Here is a 16197-nt window from a genome sequence, read left to right as displayed (position 1 = left end):
CCGCCCCTAAACTAGAACCCACTGCGACGATCGCGAGAGAGGTGACCGATGACTGAGACCCCCCAGGCCAGCCAGCAGCGCATCCTCGCTGGTCGGTATGCGATCGGCGAGTTCATTGGCCAGGGTGGGATGGCAACGGTCTACCGGGGCACCGACACAAAGCTGGGACGCCAGGTTGCCATCAAGATCATGCGCGCCAACCTCGCGGGCGATGAAGCGTTCCGATTGCGCTTTCGGCAGGAGGCGCAATCGGCCTCTCGGCTCGCGCATCCGAGCGTCGTTCGAGTGCTTGACGCCGGTGACGACCTGATTCAAACGGCCGACGGCCCGCAGCGACTTCCGTTTATTGTCATGGAGTTCATCGACGGGCAGAACCTGCGAGAGCTGACCTCGGTGGAGCGGTTGTCACCGACCGAGGCGTGCAGAGTCGTTGAATCGGTTCTCACTGCGCTGGAGTATTCCCACCGGGCCGGCATCGTCCACCGCGACATCAAGCCTGCAAACATCATGATTACCCGAACCGGTCAGGTCAAGGTCATGGACTTTGGAATCGCGCGCGCGGTGTCCGAGACCTCATCAACGGTCCAGCAAACGACGGCCATCCTCGGCACCGCCGCATACTTCTCTCCCGAACAGGCAAAGGGTGAGACTGTTGATACGCGAACTGATCTCTACTCAACAGGGATTTTGCTCTACGAACTCCTCACCGGCGACGTGCCTTTTCGCGGCGAGACGGCGGTAGCGGTCGCCTATCAACACGTCAGCGAGCGACCTCAGACCCCGAGCCAACGAGATCCGCAGGTCTCCCCCGAACTCGACCGGGTTATTCTGCACGCGCTGGCGAAAGACCGTGCTCGCCGCTTTCAGTCCGCTTCCGAGTTCAGAGACGCTCTTCGACTCGCCCGTGACGGCATCATGCCGAAGCTGGGTTCGGGTGACGAGCAGGCACCGGTTCTCTTCACCGGCGGCGAGGAGACATCGGAATCAGACTTAGCACTCCGACGTCTCTCTGAGGGAGGCACCACCGCCCGTTCACAGAGCCGACCCCCGGTGATGTGGATCTGGGTGGCGATCCTCACCGTGATCGCCGTGGTCGCCGCGGTCGTGTTTTGGTTGGCAGCGCTTGCGCCGAAGTCGTTTGCTCCGACCAACACGAGAGAGGTTCCCGATCTGATCAGCGTCGAGCGCGACGCAGCCTTCGATGCGCTGTCGGAGCTTGGCCTCGTGCCCGTGCCGACGGAGATATCAGACGAAGAGATTCCGGCCAATCATGTAATTCGCACAGATCCTGCCGCCGGCGTCCGCGTGACCACTGAGACGACGATTCGTGTGTACATCTCTACGGGTCCAGAGTCGCCCGAAGTTCCAGAGATCGCGAATATGAACCTTGCCGAGTACACAACTGCTCTCGAGGGTCTCGGTTTGACCGTCGGAATGATCACCAAACAAGACAACTCTGACGCGCCAACAGATCGCGTCCTGGCGGTCACCCCCGAACCAGGCAGCCCTCTCCCTCGCGGCAGGGCGGTTGATGTGACGGTGTCGAGCGGCATGGTCATTGTGCCGGATGTGACGGGGCAGTCAATTCAGGCCGCAACTGCAATGCTCGAGGGCTTGCGACTCATCACCAGCGTGAAGCCGAACCCGGGCTGCCCTCAGCAGGCCGGGGTCCCCGTCGTGCAGCAATCAATTGTGGGACAGCAGCCGCAGGGCTCGCAGGTCGAGATCGAGTACTGCTCGGCCTAGCGTTCGGCCTCCGTGGTAAGCAGGGGCGACAGTGTGGCGGCGATCTCCGCTGCGTTAACGGCGCCACACGCGACGAGCCAATTCGCGAGCTGCTGATACCCACCCTCAGTGAGCACCGACTCCGGATGGTACTGCACGCCGTAGATGGGTAGCTCTCGGTGGCGCAGCGCCATCACGACACCTCCAGCAGTCTCCGCAGTCACGATGAGATCCTGGGGCACGGTATCCCGCACCACGGCAAGCGAATGATATCTAGTTGCCGAGAACTCCGATGCGACCCCTTCGAAGAAGGAATCACCCGTGTGATGCACTCGAGATACCTTCCCGTGCATGAGCTCGTCAGCGTGCGTCACCGTTCCGCCAAGCGCCTCAGCGATCGCCTGATGCCCGAGGCAGACACCCAGCACCGGCACGGCCGTTCGCAGGGCGATGCCCACCATGGGTACCGAAACCCCGGCATCCGCGGGGGTGCCGGGTCCTGGGGAAATGAGAACACCGTCGAATTCGGAGACCAGCTGCTCCAGTTCGCCGATGCTCACGTCATCATTGCGGATCACCTGAGTCTCTGCGCCAAGCTGCTGCAAGTACCCGTTCAGCGTATAAACGAAGCTGTCGTAGTTGTCGATTACCAGAATGCGAGTCATCACTCCACCGTCGTTTCTTGCGTCACCAAGAGGGTAGCAACATAGGGATACACAAACACGATGAGGGTGTAGACCACAGCCGCAAGCACCGCGAGCATCACGAACACCCTCAGCCACCAGGGGCCGGGAAAAAATCTCCAGATCAACGAAAACACTAGCTTGTCACACCCCCGAAAGTAGGATTCACTGCGCTGAGGTCGGTGGGTGGACCCGCGCTGAGCGGCTGAAAGCTCTCAAGCACCGCGTACGCAATCGCCCGCTCAGCGTCTCCTGCGTCCTTCGGATGACAGGTAGTGAGGGTGAGGATCTGATCCACCCCCGGGGCACCTGTGAGCCGCGGAAATGGATTCAACACGTCCACCTCACTGGGCCAGACGTACTCGAACGATCTAAAACGATAGGTATACCAGCCCTGCGCGGTCTCGACGTACATTGGGTCACCCACACGGAGGTTCATGATCTCTTTGAATGAGTTGATTAGGGGCCCGGATCGATGCCCGGCGACGGCAAAGTTGCCCGGTTCACCCGGCATCTGGGTCGTCTCGTAACGCCCGATCCCCTTTTCGTCGAGGTTCAGTACCGTCCACCAATCGGTGGTCTCAGCCATGCGGTTCGCGTAGCTCGACCCGAACGCGGGAACATACAGCACACCGAAGACATCCGCCGGGGCAACCTTCTCGGTTACCGCAATCTCACCGCTCCACTCAGCGGGTTGCTCTTCTGCTGCCTCAGCCCAGGCCGCCGAGTCGAGCGCCGAGAGCTCGACCTGCTTCTCGGTCACGACGACCTCTGTCTGCCAAGGCTGCCACACCAGGTAGCCACCGACCGCAAGCCCACTGACAAACAGCAGTTCACCGATAACGGTCAACGGGCTGAGCTTGGCGCGCCGACGGGGGGCTCGAGGCGTCGAGCCGACGACTGCGAAGTCGCGCTGGTCGGATGCGTTACCCATTCCCACATTCTATTTCGCTCGGCTGTGAGACCGGGAGAAGCTCCAGGTAGACTCTTTCCCATGGCAGCTGCGGGCAAAGATGTGAGTAAGCGCAAGTCGAATGCGGTCGAGAACCGCTCCGATCAGGCGATGGCGAAACCAAGTGACCTACCGAACCCAGTGTGGTTCAAGCCAGTAATGTTTGGCTTCATGTTGTTAGGGCTCGTCTGGATCGTCTTGTATTACATCACGAGTTCGACCGTTCAACTCCCGATCCCGGCATTCGGGCAGGCGAACATTTTCGTGGGCTTTGGTCTCGTCCTCATCGGTTTCCTCATGACCCCTTGGTGGAAGTAAGAAACTCACCCATCTTCAGGGAATGACACAGGTGTAATTCTCCCCAGGTGGGGATGAATCTGTGGATAACTACCAACCCACCGCGATCGGTGGGAGTACGAAGAATAGGCCCGACGTCACGCAGAGCACCGTAGCTGTGGCAAGCAGCGACGCCAGCCGCAGACCCTTCCTTCGCGGGCCGCGTGTCGACAGCAGCAGCCACATGGTGATTCCGCCAACGATCATGCCGCCCAAATGTGCCTGCCACGAAATTGAAGCTCCCGGAAGCAGCCCGATAGCAAAGTTGATGGCGATCAACACCGCGAGAGACGTGACATTGACGCGTGCTGCTTTGTAGGCCACGAGCGTTGCTGTGAGGAGACCAAAGATTGCACCTGAAGCGCCCACAGTCGCAACCTGGAGCGATTGGACGTCGGCATAGGCCCAGAGCATGACCCCGAGAGATCCACCGAGGCCGGAAAAAATGTAGAGGAGCAGGAATGCGCCTCGACCGATCATCTGCTCGAGGTTTCGACCAAAAAGCCACAGAGCCAGCATGTTGAAGAGAATGTGGAACACAAACCCTGTTGAGTGGGTAAACATCGCTGTAAGCATCCGCCACGGCTCGAAAAGTTGCGGCATGGAATACAGGGGTGCGTACCAGAGTGCGCGGGTGACTTCGTTGCCCCCAAAATTCGCGCTAAGCACTTGGGCGGCGAACACGAGACCGCACAGCGCCATAATGCTATAGGTGATGATCGGTGTGCCAGGAGAGGCCAGTCTTCGCGCAGTGACGCGTGTCGATCGCCGCGCACGCTGAGCAACACTGGGTTGGGTCTGCTTCACACAGTCAGTGCAGAGCACCCCCACTGCGGAGACCTGTTGACACTCTGCGCAGATGGTTCGACCGCATCGTTGGCACAGGGTAAAGCTCGGTCGATCAGGGTGACGGAAACAGATGTCATCCGGGCCGAACTCGGCCCGTTCGCCGAACTGCGGCCCGGATGCATCCCTCGACACCTGTTTAGACCTCGGTGATCTCGACGCTGGTCATTACGACATCTTCGTTCGGACGATCCATAGCGCCAACCGGTACAGCAGCAATGGCGTCAACCACAGCCTTCGAGTCATCGTTCGCGACCTCGCCGAAGATAGTGTGCTTACCAGTCAACCATCCGGGAGCGGTCGTCGTGATGAAGAACTGTGAGCCATTGGTACCTGCGAGCCGACCGGTGAGATCAGGACGCTTGCCTGCGTTCGCCATCGCCAGCTGGTACTTGTGAGTGAATGCAAGTTCGGGGTGAATCTCATCATCAAACACGTACCCCGGTCCTCCGGTGCCCGTGCCGGTGGGATCGCCGCCTTGAATCATGAAGTCCTCAATGATGCGGTGAAAGATTACCCCGTCATAGAAGCCTTTCTGAGCAAGCTCCACAAAGTTCTTCACCGTCTTCGGGGCGTGATCCCCAAAGAGGTTCAGCACGATGTCGCCGTGGTTGGTGTGGATGGTCGCAACAGCGGTGTGTACAGTCATGCCTGCAAGTTTACGTCCTCCCCACTGTCCTCGACGCACGGTTCATCGGCTGTTCGCTAGCTTTCCCCTGTGAATTCCACACACTTGTCCGCCCATCTCGGCCGACGTCAGTGTAGTTTTGATAGAAAGCCCGCACAGGCAACGGAGGTTTCTATGTCACTCTCACGAAAGCGTCGTCGCGAACTTAAGCGTCTGCGCTCCCACGCCGAGGAGTTGCTCGAAGAGCAACGCATCGTTCTTGGTCACGCAGGATCGGTATTGCAAGAGGCCGGCCGTCAGGCGAGAAATCTGGGCGACGAATATGTCACCCCCCGGGTGAACGATGCGATCGAAGGCGTTCGACCCACGATTGACCGCGGTGTCGTTGCAGCCCACCGCGCTGCGGACCGGGTGAGGCGAGTCGCGGCACCCATGGTGGCGACAGCCCTCGCCAATACCGTTCGCACACTTGAGCAGATGGAGAGCCGCGACGCAGCCAAGCAACTTCGCACATTCGGCGAACAGCGCGGTCTGTTGAAGCCCGCAAAGAAGCGTCGCGCGGGCAGCGTGATCGCAATCGGACTCGGAGTCGTTGCTGCTGCAGGTGTCGGCTACGCCCTGTGGCAGGCATTCCGCAGCGACGATGAGCTGTGGGTGGCCCCCGAAGGGGAGCTATAGCCCTGAGTTGGATCTTTGGTGCGGGGGTGGCGTCGGCCGCCCCCGCACTTTTGTTGTGTCTTGGGCTTTCGGGCCATATGCGGACGAGGCTATCTGACTACTTCGGTGGGGTCTTTCCGGCGCGACGTTGACCGCCCTGTTTCGCACGCCCACGCTGGTCTATCCCGGCCATCCGAATCCCCGTCTGCACAAGCGACAGGGTGCGCAATGACCGAATATCACGAATGGCCACCCATCGCGCTTCATCGGAAGATCCATCTATCTCGTGACGGAGCGGACCGTCTTTCACCGAGGCACGGTAAACAATACGGATAGTGTGAAGCTCTGGCGGCGTACCCTCTGGAACCTCTTCTCGCACCATGACCCGGGAGTCGACGCCCAGGAGTTTTCCCACTCGAGCCTCAAGTCCGGTCTCCTCAAGCACTTCGCGAACAACAGCGTCTCTCGGATCCTCGCCGTGATCGATCCCACCTCCCGGCAGCGTCCACCCATGCAGGTGCCCTCGGCGCCAGTGGGTAAGCAGGATCTTCCCACGCCTCTCCACTACCGCGTAGGCTGCCACCCGTAGATCCATAACAAGAGCCTAGCCTGCCACGTTCACCTCGGGTGTCGCCGTCAGGCCGACGCGTACGCCGCACTCCAGCCGGATACCCATCTCGAAAGTCGGATATATGCGTCTTTCCTCGCGAGGGGTTCGGAGAGAAACACGTCGTGGAGCGCTCCGTCGATCCGCTCGATCGTAACCGAGTCACTGAGTTTCAATGCAGCACGGGCAATCAGATCGACATCGAGTACTGTGTCCGACCGCAGCATCTCATCCCGCCAGGTCACGCCAAACTGCGATCTCGCGGAAAGCAACACACACACCGGAGCGCCGATCTGGAGGCCTGCGGCCACACGAGCGTGTCCATCGAGGACGGCCCGAAACCACCCGACAAGGACGGGCAGAGAGACTTCCGGCCTCCAGAGAGAATTTATATCAGCCTGCTCGCGCGGATCCGCCACCATGCGTTGCGCGCGTTTATAGAACCCCAGGTCGAGCTGCGGAAGCGCGAGTTCTCTAGGATTCAGTGTGGCGCGAAAGTTCACCACCGGCGCCAGAGCCTTTCGCACCGCACTGCTCAACTGCAACTCCAGCCATGGACTGTTGAGAATCACTGCATCGGCAATCCCACGATGCCTATCGGCCCATAGACTCAGCGTGAGGCCACCCGTGGAGTGCCCGAACAGCACCAGCCGACGATCCTTACTCTCACCTCCCAGCCTGACTCCCAGGCCGTGTCCCATTTCGTCCAGGGCAAGGGCAATTTCGAGGTCATAGTCGGACAGGTCCTCAACGTATCCGGACGTTTGACCCTCACGAAGGCTCCGTCCGTACTTTCGTAGGTCCAATGCGTAAAAACTCGCTCCTCGCGCTGTCCAGAATTCGGCAAGGTTCCGCTGAAAAAAGTAGTCTGACCAACCGTGAACATACAGAACATCGACGTCGCTGAGGGGCAGGGGGGCTTTGAGAGCGCGCTCCCAGAAATTCCGTGGGCGAGGAAGCGACCGGACAAGAGTTGCCTCCATCGGGCCTTCTGCGTCTTCGCCGAGATCAAGTCGCAAAAACTCGAAGCCCTCTCCGAGAACATCCTCGCGCCATTCGGTCATGCACTCAGTCTAGGGACCTTGGCATCGTCGAGGGGCGCTGATCACGTCACGATATGAAGGAAGCCCACCAGCTGTGCTGGTGGGCTTCCTGGTGGTGGATCCTGGGAGAATCGAACTCCCGACATCCTGCTTGCAAAGCAGGCGCTCTACCAACTGAGCTAAGGACCCGCGGGTTAATGCTATCTGAAAGACAACATCAGTGGGGCTACCAGGACTTGAACCTGGGACCTCTTCATTATCAGTGAAGCGCTCTAACCGCCTGAGCTATAGCCCCGTGACCAAGAATTGACTCTACCCGAAACCCAGAGAAATCTGAAATCGAGCGGTGCTTGGTCGGGTTTTCGCGCGTGTCTCTCGCGCGTGAACCCCTAGTTGCTCGTAAATCCGAGCTGGAAACCCCCGATTACTCGAACAAGGAGGTTATAGATGACCGAAGCGACCGCGCCAAGCGCGGTGCCCACGATCACATTCAGAATCCCCACGACAATCGCAAACCCGAATACCTGAGCGAATCCAAAGAGCGCCAGCAAACTGTTCTGATCGCCCACAATGTCCATGAAGAGTGAGTCAAGCTGGTTCAACACCCCCGTTGACACGAGAACCGTATACACCAGAATGATGGCGACCACGCCGACAATTGCGAGGCTCAGCGACACCAGAAAAGAGAACTTCACGGCCGACCAGAAGTCAACGTACACGAGTTTCAGACGAACTTGCTTCGCCGGCGCCTTTTTTCTCGTCTTCTTGGCCAGCTTGTCCGCGACAGTATTACTCATTCACGTCTTCCTTAGGTTCATCCGGCCCAGTGTTGACTGTCTCGGCGTGATCTGTTGCGTCTTCGGTCGGGGCCTCCTCAAGACCACGCTCCGCATTCCGCGCGATGCCAATGATACGGTCACCCTCTGGGAATCGCGCAAACACGACTCCCATAGTATTCCGGCCCTTCGCAGGAACCTCGGCCACATTTGACCGCACGACCTTTCCGCTCGCGAGTACGACAAGCACCTCATCGCTCTCCTCGACGATGAAACCTCCGACGAGGTCACCGCGGGTTTCGTCGAGTTTTGCCACTTTAATCCCGTAGCCACCTCGCTGCTGCACTCGGTACTCACTCACCGCTGTGCGCTTCGCGTAGCCACCCTCGGTGACCACAAACACGTAGCCGCCCTCGGTAATAGTCGATGCAGTGAGAAGCGCGTCTCCTTCGCGGAAGTTCATTCCGCGAACTCCGCTCGTAGACCGGCCCATCGGCCGTAGCGCCTGATCAGACGCGGTGAAGCGAACCGACATTCCCTGCCTGGAGACGAGGAGCACGTCGTGCTCCGCAGTCGCGATCAGGGCCGAAACGAGCTCGTCACCGTCCCTGAGTTTAATGGCGATGATTCCGCCCGTACGGTTGGTGTCGTACTCCGTGAGTGCAGTCTTCTTTACCAACCCGTCGCGAGTGGCAAGCACCAGATACCCGCCGTCATCGAAGCTCCGTAGGGCAAGAACCTGGGTGACGAGCTCATCGGGTCCAAGTGCGAGCAGGTTCGCGAGGTGCTGACCCTTTGCGTCGCGGCCACCCTCCGGGATTTCGTAGGTTTTGGCTCGGTATACCCGCCCGGTGTTCGTAAAGAACAGGAGCCAGTGATGAGTCGTTGTGACGAAGAAGTGTTCGACTATGTCATCGGCGCGAAGTTGTGCCCCTTTGACTCCCTTTCCTCCTCGATGCTGTGACCGATAGTTGTCGATTCGGGTGCGCTTGACATATCCACCGCGGGTAATGGTGACAACCATCTCCTCTTCGGGGATCAGGTCTTCCATCGACATGTCACCGTCGTACCCGTGCAGAATGGTGGTGCGTCGTTCGTCTCCGAACTTATGAACCAGTTCGTCGAGTTCTTCCACAACAATCTGTCGCTGCGCAGAAGAAGAGCCGAGTATTTCCTGGAATTCTTGGATCTGCAGTTCGAGCTTGGCTGCCAAGTCAAGAATCTTCTGTCGCTCAAGCGCCGCGAGTCGTCGCAACTGCAAGCCCAGAATTGCATCGGCCTGTATCTGATCCACACCCAGCAAACCCATGAGACCCTCACGGGCCTCCTCAACTGTTGAAGATCGACGAATAAGGGCGATTACCTCATCTAGAGCATCGAGCGCCTTCAAGTAGCCGCGCTGAATATGGGCCTCAGCTTCGGCCTTGCGCAGTCGGAACTCAGTGCGACGTACGATGACTTCGATCTGGTGTCTAGCCCACGCGGTGATGAAGCCGTCAAGCGCAAGGGTTCGTGGCACACCGTCGACGATCGCGAGCATATTCGCGCCGAAGTTCTCTTGTAGTTGTGTGTGCTTGTACAGGTTGTTGAGTACTACCTTGGCGATTGCATCCCGCTTGAGCACGATCACCAAACGCTGCCCCGTGCGTCCACTCGATTCGTCTCGAATGTCGGCGATACCCTGTATCTTTCCGTCCTTCACCAAGTCGGCGATCTTCACGGCTAGGTTGTCAGGATTAACTTGGTACGGGAGTTCTGTTACGACGAGGCAATTGCGCCCTCGCAACTCCTCGATGCTCACCACTGCACGCATGGTGACCGATCCGCGGCCGGTCTGATAGGCCTCGCGAATCCCCTTACTACCCAAAATTTGCGCGCCGGTAGGGAAATCCGGTCCCTTCACGCGCTCCATTAGCGCCTCAAGGAGCTCGTCGCGCGAAGCATCGGGATGCTCCAGGTGCCACTTGGCCGCCTCAGCAACCTCCCGCAGGTTGTGCGGAGGAATATTCGTGGCCATGCCGACCGCGATGCCGACTGAGCCGTTTACAAGGAGATTGGGGAAACGAGAGGTGAGCACCGTTGGCTCACGTGTACGGCCGTCGTAGTTGTCTTGAAAATCAACGGTATCTTCATCGATGTCACGCACCATCTCCATGGCGAGCGGCGACATCTTTGTTTCGGTGTAACGGTGGGCTGCCGCGCCGTCATTGCCCGGTGAACCGAAGTTGCCCTGTCCTAGAGCCAACGGATACCGCATTGACCAGGGTTGCACGAGCCTAACGAGTGAGTCGTAGACGGCACTATCACCGTGCGGGTGGAACTGACCCATCACGTCACCGATGACTCGAGTGCACTTGGAAAACGCTTTGTCGGGTCGATAACCCCCGTCATACATTGTGTAGATTACTCGACGATGGACCGGTTTCAGACCGTCTCGAACGTCGGGCAAAGCACGTCCGACGATGACACTCATTGCGTAGTCAAGATACGACCGCTGCATCTCGAGCTGCAGATCGACTTGGTCGATTCTGCCATGGATTCGATGTGACTCTTCGGCGCTCGTCTCTGCGAATTCGCGTTCTGGAGTCTGGTTCTCAGATGTCAAGGAAGCGCACGTCCTTCGCGTTCTGTTGGATGAAGTTTCGACGTGATTCCACGTCTTCGCCCATGAGTGTGGAGAAGATTTCGTCTGCCGCAGCTGCATCGTCCATGGTGACCTGCAGCAGGGTTCGGCTTTCTGGATTCATCGTGGTCTCCCACAATTCTTCGTAATTCATCTCGCCGAGGCCCTTGTAGCGCTGAACGCCGCTTTCCTTGGCAAGGCGCTTTCCCGACTCACTGCCCGAGGCGAGTCTCACATCTCGTTCTGAATCACTAAACACGTATTCATGCTCGGCATTCGTCCACTTGATGCGGTAGAGCGGGGGTTGTGCCAAGTAGACATACCCCATGTCGATCAGTGGCCTCATATATCTGAATAGGAGGGTAAGAAGGAGGGTAGTAATATGCTGGCCGTCCACGTCAGCATCAGCCATCAATACGATTTTGTGATATCTAGCTTTGCTTGGGTCGAAGTCTTCACCAATTCCTGCGCCGAAGGCAGTGATCATTGCTTGAACCTCAGCATTGCCGAGTGCCCGGTCGAGCCTAGCCTTCTCGACGTTCAGAATCTTTCCGCGTAGCGGAAGAATCGCCTGTGTCTCCGGATTACGGCCGGTCTTAGCCGAACCGCCCGCGGAGTCGCCCTCCACGATGAAGATCTCTGAGATTGTCGGGTCTTTGCTCGCACAGTCCGAGAGCTTGCCAGGCATTCCACCCGACTCAAGCAACCCCTTGCGACGAGCGGTCTCGCGCGCTTTTCGCGCAGCTAGTCTCGCTGTTGCAGCTTGAATCGCTTTTCGAATGATGTCTTTGGCGGCCCCAGGGTTGCGCTCAAACCAATCCCCCAGCTGATCGCCGACGACCTTCTGCACGAACGCCTTCGCTTCCGTGTTGCCAAGTTTTGTCTTGGTCTGGCCTTCGAACTGCGGTTCTCCCAGTTTTACTGAGAGTACGGCTGTCAGCCCCTCACGCACATCCTCACCGGAGAGGTTCTCATCCTTCTCGCGGAGGTAGTTCTTTTCGCGAGCATAGCGATTGACGAGTGTGGTGAGTGCCGCACGAAAACCTTCTTCGTGGGTCCCACCCTCGTGGGTATTAATGGTGTTCGCATAGGTGTGAACGCTCTCTGTGTACGAGGTCGTCCATTGCATTGCCACCTCGGCGGAGATTCGCCGAGTCGTGTCTTCGGATTCAAAGGAAATGATCTCATCGTGCACGAAGTCGGCTCGTTTGGCTGCGTTGAGGTGACGAACGTAGTCCTCAATACCGCGTTCGTACCTGAACTCATCACGTGGAGCATCAGGGACGACCGACTCGCCGTGTTCATTCTCGACCGGATCTTGGGGCCGCAGATCAGTGAGCGAAATTCGCAGACCCTTGTTTAGAAAGGCCATCTGTTGAAAACGAGTTCGTAGAGTCTGGTAATCAAACTCGATCGTCTCAAAAATTTCTGCGCTGGGCCAGAACGTAATAGTCGTTCCGCTCTCATCGCTTGGAGTCCCCTGAGCGAGGGGTGCGTCAGGGACGCTGTCGGTGAACGACATGTTCCACGTGAAACCTTGTCGTTTAACCTGAACCTCAAACCGGGAAGACAGTGCGTTGACAACGGATGAACCAACGCCGTGCAGCCCACCTGAAACCGCGTATCCACTGCCACCGAATTTTCCGCCGGCGTGCAGCACGGTCAGAACGACCTCGACCGTGGAGCGGCCCTCTGTCGGGTGCATATCAACGGGAATTCCTCGTCCGTTATCTACGACTCTCACCGCACCATCTTCAAGAATGGTGACATGTATCGTGTCACAGTGTCCGGCAAGTGCCTCGTCGACCGAATTATCTACGATCTCGTACACAAGATGATGCAGCCCACGAGGTCCTGTCGATCCAATGTACATTCCGGGGCGCTTCCGCACCGCCTCGAGACCTTCGAGTACCTGGATGTCTCCAGCACCGTATTGTTGTTCGGCCGCGGCCTGTTCTAAAGTCATACTGTGGTGTATCCCTCTACCCGCGTTTCAGGGTGGTATTTCGCGCCGGGTACTTTCGAACTCAAGCCTATCAATGCGCAGCCCTGGGACAGGCCTTTTCGTGCGATTCAGGGGCGTTCTCGGCCCGGGATCCACCCCAGTCTCACTCGAAACGAAGGTTCACCTGTCATCGGCCGCCCCAAAGTCGGTATTAGAACCAAACGACCTTTCGAACTCACAGGCCCGCTTCCAGGTTTCTCCCCTATTTACCCATATGTATCTCGCGGACCGCGGCCGGGAACTGACCTTCTTCCGTGACGCCAGCTTGGGGCGCCTGGTGCCAGAAACTTCATCTCTCGGATCTCCGCATTTGGATACTCATTCATTACCCGGGTGAGGATCTCGCCGCGCAGGCGACGTAATTCAGTGGCCCATGCAGTGGAGTCACACTGGACAATCAACGTTCCTTCCCGCAACTCCGTGATCTCCGTGTGCTCGGCAGTGGTTTCTCCAATAAATACTGCCCACTCAGCGATAAGGCGGGCTTGCTCGAGCTCAAGCTTCCACCCCAGATCACGGGTCGTTCCCGCAAGAATCTGACCAAGCATTTGCGGATCTCTTCCCCCTCCGAAGGGCTCGCTCCCCGAGGCAACCCGACTCCTTCCCGGGCCTTTTCGCAGAGGCAATCCTTTCCAATGAGCTTTTGCCCGGAGATAGGCGTCGCTGGCAAACCCTGTGTCGCTGCTAATGCTCACTGAGCTCCCCCTCATTGAGCCGCCCGTCTGTGATCTGTGCAACATGACCGGAAACTATGTGAATCCTTCTTCCCCTGACACCCGACGGAAGGTCTTCCTCTACGGCTGCGGTAACAAGAACCTGCTCAAAGTCTCCAACGGCCTCCATGAGTCGCGACCTGCGCCGGGCGTCAAGTTCGGCGAAGACGTCGTCAAGAATGATGACCGGATCCCCTACCGGCGATTCCGCGCGCAATAGCGCAGCAAGTGACAGGCGAAGTGACAGAGCGAATGACCACGACTCTCCATGACTCGCGTATCCACGCACGGGAAGAGAGTTTAATGAAAGATGGAGATCGTCGCGGTGTGGACCAACCATAGTCACTCCTCGGTCCAACTCACCTTGCCTCACCGACGCGAGGGACTCCGCGAATTCCGCTGCGATTGTTTCACGTGAAACACTCCGTTCGTTTGCTACTTCGAGCTCATGAGGAATTGCCAGTGTTTCACGTGAAACATTGACTCCCTGAGCTCTCGGCGCCGCAGACTCCAGGAGGGTAAGGGATGGCAAGTGGTCCGCCCTCACCAGAGCGCGGTAGTTCGAGACCAAATGAGGCAACAGTTCTCTTACAAGCGCGCGTCTGCCGAACATAATGCGAGAACCCAACTCGATCAGCTGCTCGTCCCAGACCGAAAGGGTAGCTTCGACGGCATCCTTTCTTCCCGTGATTCTGGCTGACTTCAGCAGGGAATTTCTCTGCTTTACGACGCGCTCGTAATCCGCAATCACTCCGGAAAGTGGCGGATGCCGTGCCACCAGCGCCTCATCAAGAAACCGTCGCCTTGTAGCTGGTTCTCCCCGAACTAGACTCAAATCCTCGGGAGCAAACACAACAGACGAAAACCATCTCGTGAGATCTCGAGGTTTGGCCAGATTGCGGTTAATCTGACCGCGATTGGGCTGACTGCGGTTTAATTGAATCTCGAGAAGGGCTTCCCGCTCCGCAACGGCAATCCTCATGCGGGCCACTGCGGATTCAGTTCCAGCGCGAATCAACGCAACGTCACTGCTTACCCGATGAGAACTGAGGGAAGAGAAGTACGCGACGGCCTCAACCAGGTTGGTTTTGCCTTGCCCGTTTTCTCCTACAATCACATTCACGCCAGGCGCAAGGCCCACCTCGGCGGATTCATAATTGCGAAAATTGCTAAGTGAGAGATGCGTGACACGCATCTTGGACTCCTATCGGAGTAGAAGATTGGGCTGTAGGAGATAGCGGAAGCTCTGCTCGTCCACTTCGTCTTTGCTGCGTTGGCTCGTGATGAGCACGGGCCCTGGCTTGCTCGCATTCTCGGTTCTAGTGAAACCGATACGTGCAAACTCCGCATGAGTTGACCTGAGCCCATCAAGCAAGAACTGTGGCTTCAACGAAACGATCATCTCATCACCGACAAGATGAGCATCAACCGTCTCAACGGCCTGAGCGGTCTCCGTACCTGCCGCCTCCAGCGTTACCTGTCCCTCAATGAAAGAGAACCGAAGAGCTGCCTCACGCTCCAGGACAAGACCTACGCGGCCGACCGCTTCCACTAGCTCGGCGGTGTTGATAACCGCGTAGTTCTCAATGAATTCCGGAAAGAGCCGGCCAACGGGTGGATAGTTCCCCTTGATGAGGAGCGAGGTCACAGTCTTGTTCCCGCCAGTGAATGCGACTAACTCACGATCTGAGTCCTTCACGATGGCCACTTCCACGGTACCGTCGGAACCGAACATTTTGCCAACCTCGATGACAACCTTCGCCGGCACAAGCGCAGTGAGTGTGGTGTCACCACCAAGCGGTTGCCAATCAATACGGCGAGTTGCCACACGATATCGGTCAGTTGCGGTCAAGGTGAGGGCATTTTCCGAAACCTCAAACTGAACTCCGGTGATTACGGGAGTTACGTCATCCTTGGACGCCGCAAGGGATACCTGTGCAATAGCCGTCGCAAAGACTTCAGCAGGTACCGAGCCCGATACGGTGTCAATTCTCGGAACCTGAGGGTACTCCTCAACAGGCATCGCGGGGAGACTGAAGGAAGATGCTCCGCAGCGCACTTGAATACGCGTGTCGGTCAGCGAAATCTCAACATCGGCGTGAGGAAGCCTCTGAGCAATTTCCCCGAGAAGGCGACCGGAAACTAGTGCACGACCTGGTTCCACAGTCTCAGCGATGACGTTTGTTCGCGCCGAGGTCTCATAGTCGAATGAAGACAGCGTTATTTCGCCGCCATCTGCTTCGATCAAGACACCACTGAGCAGCGGTTGTGTAGGTCTCTGCGGAAGCAGCTTGACGGCAAAGGAAACGGCCTCACTAAACACGTCACGGTTGACGGTAAAACGCATGCCAGCTCCTTGCGCAATCTTGTGTCTGCAACCAGATCCTCGAGCATCGAGGGTTGCCCGACAATCTTTGCACACTCCTGGCTCCGTGAGTCAGAGAATGATCGAGCCTGGCCCTGGGCCGGTTTATCCACAACGTGATGGATCGACCAATGGAATATGAATGGATAGTTAATAGTAATAAGGGCTGTGAAAACTGTGGATAACTCCGACGATCGCTGCCAGCGGTTGGGAACTACAGCAGTGTGAGTTGTTCAAC

General features: G+C 57.8%; 16 protein-coding genes and 2 tRNA genes. 3 read left to right on the top strand and 15 right to left on the bottom strand.

Going from position 1 to position 16197, the window contains the following annotated elements:
- Positions 1-48: 48 nt before the first annotated feature.
- Positions 49-1746: a Stk1 family PASTA domain-containing Ser/Thr kinase gene (gene pknB, locus ACTNFJ_RS11410; protein WP_435906391.1), complete on the top strand. Its 1698-nt coding sequence runs from the start codon at positions 49-51 to the stop codon at positions 1744-1746.
- On the opposite strand, the gene ACTNFJ_RS11405 is transcribed toward pknB, so the two are convergent.
- Genes ACTNFJ_RS11405 through ACTNFJ_RS11395 form a run of 3 tightly spaced genes read right to left on the bottom strand, consistent with a single transcriptional unit; the run spans position 1743 to position 3342 of the window.
- The gene (locus ACTNFJ_RS11405; protein WP_435906390.1) at positions 1743-2390 is read right to left on the bottom strand and encodes an anthranilate synthase component II; all 648 of its coding nucleotides are present in this window, start codon (positions 2388-2390) and stop codon (positions 1743-1745) included. The genes pknB and ACTNFJ_RS11405 overlap by 4 nt on opposite strands.
- On the bottom strand, positions 2390-2536 hold the full coding sequence (locus tag ACTNFJ_RS11400; protein WP_435906491.1) for a hypothetical protein: 147 nt from the start codon (positions 2534-2536) through the stop codon (positions 2390-2392). The genes ACTNFJ_RS11405 and ACTNFJ_RS11400 overlap by 1 nt, the downstream gene beginning before the upstream one ends.
- 8 nt (positions 2537-2544) lie before the next feature.
- Positions 2545-3342, bottom strand: a complete 798-nt coding sequence (locus ACTNFJ_RS11395) for a class E sortase (RefSeq protein ID WP_435906389.1) — start codon at positions 3340-3342, stop codon at positions 2545-2547.
- Between the two features lie 60 nt (positions 3343-3402).
- On the opposite strand from ACTNFJ_RS11395, the gene ACTNFJ_RS11390 reads away from it, so the two are divergent.
- Positions 3403-3678: a cell division protein CrgA gene (locus ACTNFJ_RS11390; protein WP_435906388.1), complete on the top strand. Its 276-nt coding sequence runs from the start codon at positions 3403-3405 to the stop codon at positions 3676-3678.
- 69 nt (positions 3679-3747) lie between these two features.
- On the opposite strand, the gene ACTNFJ_RS11385 is transcribed toward ACTNFJ_RS11390, so the two are convergent.
- Both ACTNFJ_RS11385 and ACTNFJ_RS11380 read right to left on the bottom strand, forming a co-directional pair.
- Entirely contained in the window at positions 3748-4503 is a 756-nt protein-coding gene (locus ACTNFJ_RS11385; RefSeq protein ID WP_435906387.1) for a rhomboid family intramembrane serine protease, read from the bottom strand.
- A 178-nt stretch (positions 4504-4681) separates the two neighbouring features.
- A complete protein-coding gene (locus ACTNFJ_RS11380; RefSeq protein WP_435906386.1) occupies positions 4682-5191 on the bottom strand; it encodes a peptidylprolyl isomerase in 510 nt (169 codons plus the stop codon).
- Positions 5192-5344: 153 nt separating this feature from the next.
- Here ACTNFJ_RS11380 and ACTNFJ_RS11375 point away from each other — a divergent pair, with 153 nt between their 5' ends.
- Positions 5345-5848: a DNA/RNA helicase gene (locus tag ACTNFJ_RS11375; RefSeq protein ID WP_435906385.1), complete on the top strand. Its 504-nt coding sequence runs from the start codon at positions 5345-5347 to the stop codon at positions 5846-5848.
- A 97-nt stretch (positions 5849-5945) separates the two neighbouring features.
- On the opposite strand, the gene ACTNFJ_RS11370 is transcribed toward ACTNFJ_RS11375, so the two are convergent.
- The 10 genes from ACTNFJ_RS11370 to dnaN all read right to left on the bottom strand — a co-directional run bounded on the left by ACTNFJ_RS11370 (position 5946) and on the right by dnaN (position 15941).
- Positions 5946-6422: an NUDIX hydrolase gene (locus tag ACTNFJ_RS11370; protein WP_435906384.1), complete on the bottom strand. Its 477-nt coding sequence runs from the start codon at positions 6420-6422 to the stop codon at positions 5946-5948.
- A gap of 41 nt (positions 6423-6463) precedes the next feature.
- Entirely contained in the window at positions 6464-7498 is a 1035-nt protein-coding gene (locus ACTNFJ_RS11365; RefSeq protein ID WP_435906383.1) for an alpha/beta hydrolase, read from the bottom strand.
- A gap of 92 nt (positions 7499-7590) precedes the next feature.
- Positions 7591-7666: transfer RNA gene (locus ACTNFJ_RS11360), tRNA-Ala, on the bottom strand.
- A 32-nt stretch (positions 7667-7698) separates the two neighbouring features.
- Positions 7699-7772 (bottom strand) — tRNA-Ile (locus tag ACTNFJ_RS11355).
- 94 nt (positions 7773-7866) lie between these two features.
- Positions 7867-8274, bottom strand: a complete 408-nt coding sequence (locus ACTNFJ_RS11350) for a DUF3566 domain-containing protein (RefSeq protein ID WP_435906382.1) — start codon at positions 8272-8274, stop codon at positions 7867-7869.
- Entirely contained in the window at positions 8267-10792 is a 2526-nt protein-coding gene (gyrA, locus tag ACTNFJ_RS11345) for a DNA gyrase subunit A (protein ID WP_435906489.1), read from the bottom strand. Before gyrA ends, ACTNFJ_RS11350 begins: the two co-directional genes overlap by 8 nt.
- A gap of 55 nt (positions 10793-10847) precedes the next feature.
- Positions 10848-12842 (bottom strand): DNA topoisomerase (ATP-hydrolyzing) subunit B, encoded by a 1995-nt coding sequence (gene gyrB / locus ACTNFJ_RS11340; protein WP_435906381.1) that lies wholly within the window; start codon positions 12840-12842, stop codon positions 10848-10850.
- Positions 12843-13087: 245 nt separating this feature from the next.
- Positions 13088-13429 carry a DciA family protein gene (locus tag ACTNFJ_RS11335; protein ID WP_435906380.1) on the bottom strand — a complete coding sequence of 114 codons (342 nt, stop codon included), beginning with the start codon at positions 13427-13429 and terminating at the stop codon, positions 13088-13090.
- Between the two features lie 136 nt (positions 13430-13565).
- Positions 13566-14789 carry a DNA replication/repair protein RecF gene (gene recF / locus ACTNFJ_RS11330; protein ID WP_435906379.1) on the bottom strand — a complete coding sequence of 408 codons (1224 nt, stop codon included), beginning with the start codon at positions 14787-14789 and terminating at the stop codon, positions 13566-13568.
- Positions 14790-14798: 9 nt separating this feature from the next.
- A complete protein-coding gene (gene dnaN / locus ACTNFJ_RS11325; RefSeq protein ID WP_435906378.1) occupies positions 14799-15941 on the bottom strand; it encodes a DNA polymerase III subunit beta in 1143 nt (380 codons plus the stop codon).
- Between the last annotated feature and the right edge of the window lie 256 nt (positions 15942-16197).

It is taken from the genome of Leucobacter shiyiweii (genome assembly GCF_052446065.1).
In the GTDB taxonomy this organism is placed as follows: Bacteria; Actinomycetota; Actinomycetes; order Actinomycetales; family Microbacteriaceae; genus Leucobacter.
The sequence above is the reverse complement of the archived record's forward strand: the minus strand, read 5'-3'. Positions and strand labels throughout refer to the sequence as shown.